Annotated in this window: 9 protein-coding genes; 6 read left to right on the forward strand and 3 right to left on the reverse strand. The window is 48.0% G+C overall.

Annotated features, from left to right (window positions below; all coding sequences use genetic code 11):
- Nucleotides 1-33 precede the first annotated feature (33 nt).
- Together purL and purF are read left to right on the forward strand one after the other, a co-directional pair.
- Nucleotides 34-2,418 carry a phosphoribosylformylglycinamidine synthase subunit PurL gene (purL, locus tag SIB74_RS11385; RefSeq protein WP_063396947.1) on the forward strand — a complete coding sequence of 795 codons (2,385 nt, stop codon included), beginning with the start codon at nucleotides 34-36 and terminating at the stop codon, nucleotides 2,416-2,418.
- Between the two features lie 59 nt (nucleotides 2,419-2,477).
- The gene (gene purF / locus SIB74_RS11390) at nucleotides 2,478-3,935 is read left to right on the forward strand and encodes an amidophosphoribosyltransferase (RefSeq protein ID WP_011824694.1); all 1,458 of its coding nucleotides are present in this window, start codon (nucleotides 2,478-2,480) and stop codon (nucleotides 3,933-3,935) included.
- A gap of 35 nt (nucleotides 3,936-3,970) precedes the next feature.
- Here the strand turns inward: purF and SIB74_RS11395 are convergent, their stop codons facing one another.
- The 3 genes from SIB74_RS11395 to queG form a co-directional block, all read right to left on the reverse strand.
- Nucleotides 3,971-6,460 carry a DNA topoisomerase (ATP-hydrolyzing) subunit A gene (locus SIB74_RS11395; protein WP_063396548.1) on the reverse strand — a complete coding sequence of 830 codons (2,490 nt, stop codon included), beginning with the start codon at nucleotides 6,458-6,460 and terminating at the stop codon, nucleotides 3,971-3,973.
- Between the two features lie 77 nt (nucleotides 6,461-6,537).
- The gene (locus SIB74_RS11400) at nucleotides 6,538-7,431 is read right to left on the reverse strand and encodes a tetratricopeptide repeat protein (protein WP_063396547.1); all 894 of its coding nucleotides are present in this window, start codon (nucleotides 7,429-7,431) and stop codon (nucleotides 6,538-6,540) included.
- 9 nt (nucleotides 7,432-7,440) lie between these two features.
- The gene (gene queG, locus SIB74_RS11405; RefSeq protein WP_063396546.1) at nucleotides 7,441-8,415 is read right to left on the reverse strand and encodes a tRNA epoxyqueuosine(34) reductase QueG; all 975 of its coding nucleotides are present in this window, start codon (nucleotides 8,413-8,415) and stop codon (nucleotides 7,441-7,443) included.
- 11 nt (nucleotides 8,416-8,426) lie between these two features.
- Here queG and SIB74_RS11410 point away from each other — a divergent pair, with 11 nt between their 5' ends.
- From SIB74_RS11410 to ftsY, 4 genes are all read left to right on the forward strand, one after another.
- Nucleotides 8,427-9,116 carry an HpsJ family protein gene (locus tag SIB74_RS11410; protein WP_011824698.1) on the forward strand — a complete coding sequence of 230 codons (690 nt, stop codon included), beginning with the start codon at nucleotides 8,427-8,429 and terminating at the stop codon, nucleotides 9,114-9,116.
- A 68-nt stretch (nucleotides 9,117-9,184) separates the two neighbouring features.
- A complete protein-coding gene (locus tag SIB74_RS11415) occupies nucleotides 9,185-9,937 on the forward strand; it encodes a DUF502 domain-containing protein (protein WP_041374634.1) in 753 nt (250 codons plus the stop codon).
- Between the two features lie 29 nt (nucleotides 9,938-9,966).
- Nucleotides 9,967-10,602, forward strand: a complete 636-nt coding sequence (gene nusB, locus SIB74_RS11420; RefSeq protein WP_063396545.1) for a transcription antitermination factor NusB — start codon at nucleotides 9,967-9,969, stop codon at nucleotides 10,600-10,602.
- Nucleotides 10,602-12,056: a signal recognition particle-docking protein FtsY gene (ftsY, locus tag SIB74_RS11425; protein ID WP_063396544.1), complete on the forward strand. Its 1,455-nt coding sequence runs from the start codon at nucleotides 10,602-10,604 to the stop codon at nucleotides 12,054-12,056. Before nusB ends, ftsY begins: the two co-directional genes overlap by 1 nt.
- Nucleotides 12,057-12,060 lie beyond the last annotated feature (4 nt).

The following is a 12,060-nucleotide window of genomic DNA, read 5'->3' on the forward strand; positions in this document are numbered from 1 at the left end:
GATGAGTCAGATCTCGTGTGTGAGGGCCCCGATTTGAGAGTTGATTATGACGTGGCTGCGGCTTTACGTCATGAAGGTCTCAAACCAGATGATTACGACGAGATTTGTCGTCGTCTCCAACGTGCACCTAACCGAGTTGAGCTGGGCATGTTTGGTGTGATGTGGTCTGAACACTGTTGTTATCGCAATTCAAGGCCTTTACTCAGCAGCTTTCCTACAAGTGGTCATCGGATTTTGGTTGGTCCTGGAGAAAATGCTGGGGTCGTGGATTTAGGAGATGGACAGAGCTTGGCTTTCAAAATTGAAAGCCACAATCATCCTTCTGCATTGGAACCTTTTCAAGGAGCTGCTACAGGTGTTGGCGGAATTTTGAGAGATATTTTTACTATGGGTGCAAGGCCTATTGCGCTCCTTAATGCTTTGCGTTTTGGACCTCTTGAAGATGAACGTAATGTTGGTCTTATGGAGGGGGTCGTTGAAGGTATTGCTCATTACGGCAATTGCGTGGGAGTTCCTACCGTTGGTGGTGAGGTGGCGTTTGATTCCAGTTATTCCGGCAATCCGTTAGTTAATGCAATGGCTCTTGGGCTGATGGAAACAGACGAGATTGTCTGTTCTGGGGCTCATGGTGTTGGTTATCCGGTGGTTTATGTCGGTAGTACAACTGGTCGTGATGGTATGGGTGGTGCCAGTTTTGCTAGTGCAGAGCTCACAAAAGCTTCTCTGGATGATCGTCCTGCGGTTCAGGTTGGTGATCCATTTTTGGAAAAAGGTTTAATTGAAGCTTGTCTTGAAGCTTTTAAGAGTGGCGATGTTGTTGCTGCTCAGGACATGGGTGCCGCTGGTCTTACCTGCAGCTGCTCGGAGATGGCTGCTAAGGGTGGTCTTGGTATTGAACTTGATCTTGATCGAGTTCCTGCTCGTGAGCTTGGCATGACTCCATATGAGTTTTTACTCTCGGAATCTCAAGAGAGAATGCTTTTTGTGGTGAAGCCTGGACAAGAGCAATCTTTGATGGAGAGATTTATCCGTTGGGGGTTGCAAGCAGCAATTGTTGGTTGCGTTCTTGAAAAGAAGGTGGTTCGTGTTTTGCAAAAAGGTAAAGTTGTTGCTGAGGTGCCTGCTAATGCGTTAGCTGATGATACTCCAATTGATCGACATGAATTAGTTAGTGATCCTCCGCTAGAGATTCAGGCTAAATGGGATTGGCAGGAGGATCTATTACCAGTTGTTGGTTTAAAAGGGATCAATTTAAATTCACAATCTCATTTTGGTAGTAATTTATCATGGGATGAAATTCTTTTAAAGTTACTTGATGACCCTACGATTGCTTCAAAACGTTGGGTTTTTCGTCAATATGATCATCAGGTTCAAGCCAATACAGTTTCAGCTCCAGGAGTTTCTGATGCTGCTGTTGTGAGATTACGTCCACAGCAAGGTGAAGGCTCTGTAGATGTGGTGAATCGGGGAGTTGCGGCAGTTGTTGATTGTCCTAATCGATGGGTTTTTCTTGATCCAGAACGTGGTGCTATCGCCGCTGTCGCAGAAGCGGCCCGTAATCTTAGTTGTGTAGGTGCGGAGCCTTTGGCTGTCACGGATAATCTCAATTTTCCTTCTCCGGAAACGCCTACTGGTTATTGGCAATTGGCTTTAGCTTGTCGTGGTCTTTCTAAGGCTTGTAAGAGCTTGTCAACACCAGTAACTGGAGGAAATGTTTCTCTATATAATGAGACTCGCTTAGCTGATGGAGAAATACAACCTATTCACCCAACACCAGTTGTTGGAATGGTTGGGTTAGTTCATGATCTTGCAAATGTTTGTGGTCAGGCTTGGCTTGAGCCTGGTGATTTGATTTGGCTTTTAGGCGTGCCTATCGATACAACAGTTGCGGTTGATCCTCGCGTTAGCCTTGCGGGTAGTAGTTATCTTGAATGTATTCATGGTTTAGTTACTGGTAGGCCTCCGGAGATTGATCTGAAACTTGAGTGTTTAGTTCAATCTTTCCTACGCAATTCTATTACCGAGGGATTTGTTCGCTCTGCTCATGATCTAAGTGATGGAGGTCTTGCAGTTGCAGTTGCTGAGTGCTGTATCGCTGGAAACTTGGGTGCACATCTTGAGTTACCATCCAGCGATGCTCGATTGGATCGGTTGTTATTTGCGGAAGGTGGTTCACGCATCTTGGTGAGTGTTCCGTCGACGCAGGCTGTTGCCTGGCAAAAGGTTTTAAATCAGGCAAAGACCGCATCCCCTGGCGCAGTGTTTGATCAGTACCTTGGTGTTGTTACGGCTGATGAGGAGTTGCTGATCACTCAGGCTGGCAATCGCTTGGTTCAGCTTCCTTTGAATCAGCTGAGGGAGTGCTTTGAGCAGGCAATCCCTCGTCGTATGGGCTTGGATCTCTCTTCAAGCGTCTGAGTTGAGCTTTGGTGCAAAATGTCTTCCTTGGCTTATGCATTTGAGGAGTTGAGCTTCACATGTGCGGCATTGTTGGCATTGTTTCTACTGCGCTGGTCAATCAGCAGATTTATGACAGCTTGCTGCTTCTACAGCACCGGGGTCAGGACTCTACTGGCATAGCCACCATGGATGGCAGTGTTTTTCACTTGCATAAGGCAAGGGGGCAAGTGCGGGAGGCCTATCGCACACGTGATATGCGTTCCTTAATCGGTAATATTGGTCTTGGTCATGTCAGATATGCAACTAAGGGTGCAGCTGAGCGGGAAGAAGAAGCACAACCATTTTATGTGAATGCTCCTTACGGAATTATTCTTATTCATAACGGTAACCTTACCAATACTCGAGAGCTTGATCGCGACTTGTTCAATATTGATCGTCGCCATACAAATTCAAAGAGTGATACGGAGATGTTGCTTAATGTTTTAGCTACTGAATTGCAATTGAAAATTTATGGTAGTGATCTTACTCCAGATCAGGTATTTGATGCTGTAACGTCTGTACATCAACGAGTAGAAGGTTCTTATACATCTATTGCTTTGATTGCAGGGCACGGTCTTCTTGCTTTTCGCGATCCGTTTGGGATTAGGCCATTGGTCCTTGGTAAACGTAAGTCTTTAGAAGGCGCTGATGAGTGGATTGTGGCTAGTGAGTCATTGGTATTAGAGAATGGTGATTATGAGATTGTTAGGGATGTTGATCCTGGAGAGGCTATTTTTATTACTCAAAATGGCGAGCTTTATTCACGTCAGTGTGCGAAGAATCCGCGTCTTGTGCCATGTTCATTTGAGTATGTTTATCTTGCTCGACCTGATTCAGTGATGAGTGGAATCTCGGTTTACGAGGCTCGATTAAGGATGGGGGATCGACTTGCAGAAACTATTGCAAAGTACACGCCATCTGGCGATATAGATGTTGTGATGCCAATTCCTGACTCTTCACGGCCTGCTGCTATGCAAGTGGCTAGACAGCTTGGGATTGAATATCGTGAGGGCTTTTTTAAAAATCGTTATGTAGGCCGTACATTTATTATGCCTGGACAAGCTCAACGTAAGAAATCTGTTAGACAAAAGTTAAATGCTATGGGAACAGAATTTAAAGGTAAGAATGTTTTAATTGTGGATGATTCAATTGTACGTGGCACGACTTCGAAGGAGATAGTACAAATGGCTCGAGTTGCCGGTGCGAATAAAGTCACGTTTACTTCTGCAGCACCACCAGTGCGATATTCACATGTTTATGGCATAAATATGCCAAATCGGCATGAGCTGATTGCTTATAATCGCACTATTCCTGAAATCTCTTCTGAACTTTCCACTGATCACATGGTCTATCAAGAGGTTGCTGATCTAGAAGCAGCAATTGTTGAAGGTTCAGGTGTTTCTGAACTTGAGCTTTCTTGTTTTACCGGAGAGTATATTACAGGGACAGTTACTTCTGAATATCTCGATTGGATAGAACGCACACAATTGTCTTAATAAAGGTGATTATCAAGGCCTTAAGTGTTAAATGCTTAATCTATAATATTATTAGTCGTGATTAGTGGCACGAGTTTTTGAATTTCTTCGTTGTCTTTTAATTCCATAATGTTTAGATTTGGTTTGATAGGCATGGTCAGTTCCAGTTCTCCAGCTTCGATACGGCCATGGCGACCTTGGCTACTTACTAGGCCGACCAACCTATTGCCATTACAGATGTCAACGACTCGATCTTGATCTCGGCTTGAATCTTTTATTGTTAACCCAATTTCGCCTAAATCTCCTCTCTGGCAGACTCTTATCGAAGAGACCAATAGCTTGGCGAATTTACCTAGGCGTGTGACAAGTAATACAGTGCTTTCACAGTTTGGTGGACAAGAAATTGCTCCAACGACCATTTCTTCTGGTAATAGTCGCATTGTCATAGGCCCCTGAGCTAATTTTCCCATCAATGGCATGCTGTCGTTATTAACATTAATTCTGATTACTCTTCCTATGTTACTTGCTAAAATGACATCATCATTTGCTTTGCAAATGAATGCTGATTTTAATACAACACCATCTTTTAGTTTAACAATGCTTGCTGCTCTTCCGGAAAGTTCCATCACTTCTTCTAAGGGTAATCGTTTGAAGCGTCCATCGCTGCTCAGTAGACCTAGGCTTAGGTTTTGATCTACGGGCAAGGGGAATATGTTGATCAATGTTTCTTTTTCTAATCCTCCTGGTAGGAAGCGTTCCAGCGACCCGGGTTGTTGCCCTGCAAATTCCCAGCGGACTAGAGCTACTCGACCATTGTTTGTCACCGCAAGTAGACGTGGGGCTGGTTCAATTGGCAAGATCAATCTGGCTGGCGAAGGTCCATCGCCGAGTTTGCAGGCTTCGTTGAGGTGAAGTCGACCGAGGATTTGTGGGCTCATTACCTTGACCTGGCTGTCTTGTTGGATGAGTATTCGTCCATCACTTGGCAGGGCTGATAGTGCTTGTTGTCGTTGAACTTCAGCATTCGGTCTTTGGTTTGCCGCTCGCTCAGCGACCAGATCATCGCCACCCTCCACAAGGCGAGTTCGGCGGGGGTTGTTAAAGCGCTTTTTGAGCTGTCGAAGTTCTTGAATGAGTACTTCCAGCATGCTTTCTCGATTTTCGAGAAGGAATTGAAGTTGTTCTTGTTTGCCTTGTAGTTCTTTGGCTTCTTGCCTCAAACTGCTTTGTTCCAGACTCGTAAGTCGTCGTAGTGGCATTGCCAAAACAGCGTCGGCTTGCTTTTCATTTAGATCTAATTGCACCATCAGACGGGCTCTTGCAGCAGCAGCATCGGCAGCCTCTTGGATCATTGCAATGACAGCTTGTAGTGCGTTCAATGCTGTGATCAATCCTTCCACCACTTCCAGGCGAGTTTTTGTTTTTCCTAGGGCATGGTTGGTTCTTCGGATAACTGTGAGTTCTCGGTACTCGAGAAAGGTTTGTAGCAATTTTCTCAGCGAAAGTTGTTGTGGTTGGCCGTTAACAAGAGCCAGAAGAATTGCGCCGAAATTGCTTTGTAGGGAGGTGCGTCGATGCAGATCGCCGAGAACATTCTCTGGGTTGGCATCTCGGCGCAGTTCCACCACTATCCTCATTCCTTCTCGGTCGCTTTCGTCGCGAATATCGGCAATGCCACCGATTTTTCCATTGTTAACAAGATCTGCCAGTTTTTCGATCCAGCCAGCTTTGCTGAGTTGATAGGGCAATTCAGTGACGACAACAGCACTTCGGCGGTGCCGACCCTTTCCAGGTTGTATTTCTTCGACATGGGCCACGCCACGCATTGGGATGCTGCCGCGTCCTTTGAGGTAGGTCTCATGGATGCCAGTGCCCAGCAGGATCTCTCCACCAGTTGGAAAGTCTGGGCCAGGAATTAGACCAAGTAATTTGTCGTCACTGAGATCGGGCTTGCGTATCAGGGCAATCAATCCATCGACCACTTCGCCAAGGTTGTGGGGTGGAATGCTGGTCGCCATACCCACGGCGATTCCCGAACAACCATTTAGTAGTAGGAAGGGAAGTTGGGCTGGCAGTACTGAGGGTTCCTGTTGGGAGCCATCAAAATTCGCAGTAAAATCAACTGTTTCCTCGCCGATTTCATCCAACAACGCCATATGGGCGATTGAAGCCAGACGCGTTTCTGTGTAACGCATGGCCGCAGGCGGATCGTCATCAACGGAGCCGAAGTTGCCGTGTCCATCCAACACTGGGAAACGGCTTGAAAAGTTCTGAACGAGTCGAACGAGTGCGTCGTAAACGGCTTGATCGCCATGAGGGTGATATTTCCCTAGGACATCTCCAACAACACGGGCGCATTTTCTATAGGGACGATCTGGCGTCAGGCCTAGCTCGTGCATTGCAAATAGGATGCGCCTCTGAACTGGCTTGAGGCCATCCCGGGCATCGGGCAATGCTCTTCCTACGATTACGCTCATCGCGTATTCGAGATAGGAGCGTTGCATCTCTTGATGCAACGCGATTGGTTGAAGGCGCTCCTCGGCCATCCAGATTTGGGATTAGAGGGCTTAAAGCGCTCAGCCTACAGATCTACTTAGCGGATACCAGCACTGTTGATCAGTGCCTATTGGTTTGTATCAGCGTTGGCTTCAGCTCGTTCCACGGCTGATCGTAGATTTGGGTTTGTCAGTAAATGACTGGTGGCTTGGCGAAGGCGTTCTCCCCAGAGCTGCTCTTTCTGGTGTCTTGGTAAGACGTAATTTGGATTTTCTGCGAGGGCTTGGTTGGCAAGTGCGAGTGCTTCTGTGTTGCCAGGGTTGATTTGATTCAATGCAGCCGCAAGGGCAAGCATTGGTTCAGCATTGCGTTTGATTTGTAGTACACGCCGCCAGCGGTTGATGGCAGGTTTGATTTTGCCCATTTCAAACAACACGATTCCTTGGTTATTAACGGCTTCCCAGAATGTTGGCTGCAAGCCGGAGGCTTTTTCAAAAGCCTCGAGAGCGATCTGAAGATTGGCTTGCATCACTCTTGCGTTGCCTAGATCAAAGTAAGCACCAGCATTGTCTGGGTCGAGTTCTAGACCTTGGATGAGGAGGCTCACGGCGTCTGCAGGCCGGTTATCGCGCAGGGCAAGGGAAGCTTCAGCGAACCAAAGGCCTGCTTTCTTGGGGTTGAGTTGTTTTGCTCGCGCTAGAGAATGGCTTGCAGCATCAAGTTGATCGCTGCGTAGTTGGGCTTCTGCAAAAATTGACCAGAGACGCTCATCTTCTGGTTGCAGTCGGACAGCAAGTGCTGCCAATAGCGCGGCCTCTTTTGGTTGACCCAGTTGCAGCAATTGGGCGGCTGTGCGTCCAATGCCGAGGCTGGCTCCTTTTAATTCAAGAGGACTTGGCTCGTAGACGTAGGGAATGAGGGCATGAGTAGGAGGTGTTGCCACAATTGTGGTGATGAGCCCTAGAACAGCTCCTCTGAGCCAGCCGTTAAGCGGTTTATATCGCAGCTGGTTCAGTTTCATTCCATGGATTTAGTTCTTTTGCAGCGTAGGAGGTTTGTTGGTTTGCGTTGAGGCTGCATTTCGACGCCACATCCATGGTTTGATTCTTTTCAGAGCAGATCCGCGTAACTGTTCACTCCAAGTTGTATCGCTCCATGAGAGGGCCTGATTGCGCGTCAGCTTGAGTAACCAATCACGAGGCTGTACATCAGGATCATTGCTATGGGGAAGAGATTGTTGATTCCATGGGCAGACGTCTTGACAGATGTCACATCCGGCGACCCAATCCCCCAAGGACCTCACAATGTTTTCTGGTAAGTCAGGGTTGCGGTTTTCGATTGTGTGGTATGCCAGGCATCGACGTGAATCGATCACAAAGGGTTCGGTGATGGCTTCGGTGGGACACATCTCCAGACAGGATTGGCATTTGCCGCACAGGGACTGTGCGGGTTGGTCTGGGGTGAGTGGTTCGGTGCAAAGAAGATGACCCAGCACCATCCATGAACCTCGCTGGGTATTGATCAGGTTGCTGTGCTTGCCGATCCAACCGAGACCGGCCTCTTCTGCCCAGGCTTTGTCGAGTAATGGAGCGGTATCTACGCAGATTTTCCAGCGGCAGTTAGGTCGCTGTTGTTCAAGCCAGCGACCTACTCTTCGGAGCCTTTGCTTGATCACTCGGTGATAGTCCCGTCCCCATGCATAGCGAGCAACTAATAATTTGCCTGGAGCTCTTTGTACATTGACGAAGTAGTTCAGACCTACCGCCAGCAGGCTTGTCATCCCTTCGAGTAGTTGGTCCGCCTGTTGCCTTTGCGATGAGGCCATCCATGCCATGTCGGCCTGATGACCAGCTTTTAGCCAGCGCTGTAGAGCAGCGGAGCGAAGTTGGAGTCGGTCACTACCCGGGAACCTGGCAATTCCTACAGGATCAAAACCTTGTTTTTTTGCTTGCTCTTTGAGCTCATAGCTGAGTTGATCTTGGTTGGCGCAGATTTTCACAACCATCAACCGTACACTTGATTACCTTTTGGCATCGTGCCTTGCCTGCTTCTGAGTTGGGATCAAGTTCAGCCGGTCGTTTAACTCCGTTGATGCGCTGGCTTGGACTCACCCTGGTGATTTTGCTGCTGTTGCAGATGGTTGTCTTGCTTGGTGCAAGCGATTGGGCTTCGGCGGAGTTTCAGCAAGTGATGGTTCAGCGTTTGGTTACGCTTTCTCCGATGGGATTTATAGGTCTGTTGCTGATGTTGATCAGTTCCAGGCTGGATCATCCAGGCAAAGCAAAACTGCCGATTCGCTGGCTGATTTGTGCTTTTTCTAGTCTTTTTGCTATTGCCATGATCGCAGTGATTCCAATGGCGATCTCCGGTAATCAGACCCTCGCTGGACAGGCAAATCAAACTTTGAAGCAAAGGCGAGATCAGCTTGAGGAAGCCCGTAGACAGGCTCAGAACCCTGAAGCTCTCAAGGTCCTTGGTGCTCAGCTTGCACAAGCTGGTCAGCTGCCTGCTACTGCAACAGATGAAGATCAGCAAAAGGCAGCCAATGATTTCGTCGCTGGTCAATTGACTCAGATGGATCAGCAGATCCAGCAAATGGAGCGGCAGCGCAATCTTGCAGTGAATCAGCGTCGTTTTGGTGGCACCCTTAGTGCGGTTGTGCTTGCAGTGGCTTTTGTGTTGCTTGCGCTCACAGCCGTGCTTTAAAACTCGGCAGAAGTCAGACAGCTGGTTAGGTTGGTTCAATCAAGTCCGCTTTTGGCCTCAGACTTTCCTTGGTGCAGTCCAATCCCAGAACAGATCTTCCGCTGACCTCAAGGCTTCAGCAGGATCTCAAGAACGATCTCATTGCAGGGTTGTTGGTAGTCATACCTTTGGCGACAACGATCTGGTTGGCTACCACTGTCAGCAGATTTGTACTGGCATTTCTTACGTCGATCCCCAAACAGGTCAATCCGTTCATCACCCTTAATCCACTTCTTCAGGATCTGATTAATTTGAGCCTGGGCCTTACGGTGCCTTTACTTGGCATCCTTTTGATTGGCTTGATGGCTCGCAATATTGTTGGACGTTGGCTGCTTGAGTTTGGTGAGGGAACTCTTTCTCGGATACCTCTTGCTGGTTCGGTTTATAAGACCCTTAAGCAGCTTTTGGAAACTTTCCTAAGAGATAATTCGAAGCGTTTTCGTCGAGTGGTGTTGGTGGAATATCCCCGTGAGGGCTTGTTTAGTGTTGGGTTTGTGACCGGTTTGGTAGGTCCCTCACTACAAGCTGAGCTTGATCAGCCCTTGCTGAGTGTGTTTATTCCCACTGCCCCTAATCCCACCACGGGTTGGTATACCTTGGTGCCGGAATCTTCGGTTCGCAATTTAAATATTTCCGTGGAGGATGCTTTCCGCACAATTATTTCAGCAGGAATTGTGAACCCTGATGAACAAGAGCCTCCTATGAATCGCAGTTTCTCAAGTTTGATGACTCAATTGCGTTCTAATACTGCCCCGTCTTCTACGACTACGACCCAGGTTTGAGTTCGTCTCCTCCCGTTCTTGTGTCGATCATGCAGTCCAGATCACTTTCTCGAGAACTGGCTCTTTTGGTGCTTGGTCAGATTCCCGAACGTGAAATTTCGAGGTTGAAAACAATATCTTTGGAGAGTCTTCTTCAGAAGGCTTTTGATACCTTGAGTCAGCATTGGAGAGAGGGTCTTGATACTTGTGCTGTTGAGCTTGAGACTGCTCAACAGCATTTACTCGATAGTGAGTTTCAAGATCGTGATGCGAGCTCTACGAGTCAGGCTCGTGAGCATTTACAGGCTTGTCTTATTGGTGCAGAACAGGTTATTAATGGTGTTTCAACAAGTTTGGAAATCCCACGTTTGCTGGCGTTAGGAAACCAGGAGCAGATTCGGCTTGGGGCTCTAGAGCGTGTGAGGCTGGTGATAGAAAAACGCAACAGCATTGATGCAAGTATTGATGCTGTTATGGAGGGCTGGCGCTTGAGTCGTTTGCCTCGTATTGATCGGGATATCTTGAGGTTGGCCGTGGTGGACTTGACTGCTCTTCAGACTCCATCTGCTGTGGCTTGCAATGAAGCTGTTGAATTGGCCCATCGCTACAGCGATGATCAAGGTCGTCGCATGATTAATGGTGTCTTGAGACGCTTGCATGATGCCTCCACTGTGACGTTGGCCTAATGGTTTACGACTGGTTTAATCGTCAAGCCAGTGACGATGTTTCTACTGAGAAAGTTTTAGAGGAGAAGGCAGAAGGCTCTGAGGAGCTCAGCTCCGATTCGTCTAATAATCAAGAGGAATCTTCTCCAATGAACCAGGAGGAATCCTCTTTGGAGTGGGCTCGCAGTGCTTATGCCCGCTTAAAAGCACAGCAAGAGCAGCAGAAAACGTCACAGGCTTCAGTTGAGATTGACTCTGCTAGCGAAACAGCCCTTACTGCGAATGTTCAACCTGAATTGAGTGCTCAGTCTTCAAGTCTTGAGGCTGGGGGTTCTTTATTGGAGCAAGCTGCGCTCCAGAGGCAGTCTCGTCAACAAGAGCTTGAAGCAAGGGTTGAGGAGGTTTCGCCTCAACTAGCTCAGCAATCTCAATTTTCGGAAACGTCGCCTGAACCCAAGCTTGGTGAGTTTGACGAAACCTTTGCGTGGTCTGCAGAAGTGCTTGCCGCACAGGGGCGTAAGCCGGAAAAAATTTCTTTAGAGGAGATTGATTGGTTGGGTCGACTCAGGCGTGGTCTTGAAAAGACCCGTCAAGGTTTTGTCAAAGGCCTTTTGGAAAACCTCGGGGATGACCCCCTTACTCCTGAGGTGCTTGATGACCTTGAAACATTACTTTTGAGAGCTGATGCGGGAGTTGAAGCTACGGATCAAGTTCTCGATGCGCTTCGTCGCCGAATGAACGAAGAAGTTGTGGATCCTGCTGAAGGACTTCGCTTTCTTAAACAACAACTTTGCAATCTTTTGGAGGCTCCGATTCAGGACACTGGCACTGATCTTTTGGCGCCAGAACGGGGTCGTCTCAATATCTGGTTATTTGTGGGAGTGAATGGTGTTGGCAAGACCACCACTCTTGGCAAGTTGGCAAACTTGGCAGTACGCAGTGGTTACAGCGCTTTGATTGCTGCTGCTGACACCTTTCGGGCCGCTGCTGTTGAACAGGTAAAGGTGTGGGGTGCTCGCAGTGGTGTTCCGGTCATAGCCAATTCCACTGCCAATGCTGATCCTGCTGCTGTTGTGTTTGATGCAATTGGTGCGGCCCGATCTAAATCAACAGACCTTGTGCTTGTTGACACAGCTGGTCGTTTGCAAACAAAGCACAATTTGATGGAGGAGCTACAGAAGGTTCGACGAATTATTGATCGTTTAGCACCTGAAGCCAGGGTTGAATCTCTTTTGATACTTGATGCCAGTCAAGGTCAGAACGGATTGCGACAAGCCATGGCTTTTGCCCAGGCGGCCGCTCTTACAGGGGTAGTGATTACCAAGTTGGATGGCACATCTCGTGGTGGAGTGGCCTTAGCGGTGGCTTCAGAAGCGAGGTTGCCGATTCGTTTTATCGGCGCTGGTGAAGGGATCCGTGATTTACGACCGTTCAATAGTTTTGAATTTGTTGAGGCACTCTTGGCTAACTATTGATGTT

The organism is Prochlorococcus sp. MIT 1306, from assembly GCF_047304515.1.
GTDB classification, from domain to species: domain Bacteria; phylum Cyanobacteriota; class Cyanobacteriia; order PCC-6307; family Cyanobiaceae; genus Prochlorococcus; species Prochlorococcus marinus_D.

Excerpts from the sequence above, each read along its gene's own strand:
- nusB (WP_063396545.1), top strand. The coding sequence starts at position 9,967 with ATGCAGTCCAGATCACTTTCTCGAGAACTGGCTCTTTTGGTGCTTGGT.
- ftsY (WP_063396544.1), top strand. The coding sequence starts at position 10,602 with ATGGTTTACGACTGGTTTAATCGTCAAGCCAGTGACGATGTTTCTACT.
- queG (WP_063396546.1), bottom strand. The coding sequence starts at position 8,415 with ATGGTTGTGAAAATCTGCGCCAACCAAGATCAACTCAGCTATGAGCTC.
- SIB74_RS11400 (WP_063396547.1), bottom strand. The coding sequence starts at position 7,431 with ATGAAACTGAACCAGCTGCGATATAAACCGCTTAACGGCTGGCTCAGA.
- SIB74_RS11395 (WP_063396548.1), bottom strand. The coding sequence starts at position 6,460 with ATGGCCGAGGAGCGCCTTCAACCAATCGCGTTGCATCAAGAGATGCAA.
- purF (WP_011824694.1), top strand. The coding sequence starts at position 2,478 with ATGTGCGGCATTGTTGGCATTGTTTCTACTGCGCTGGTCAATCAGCAG.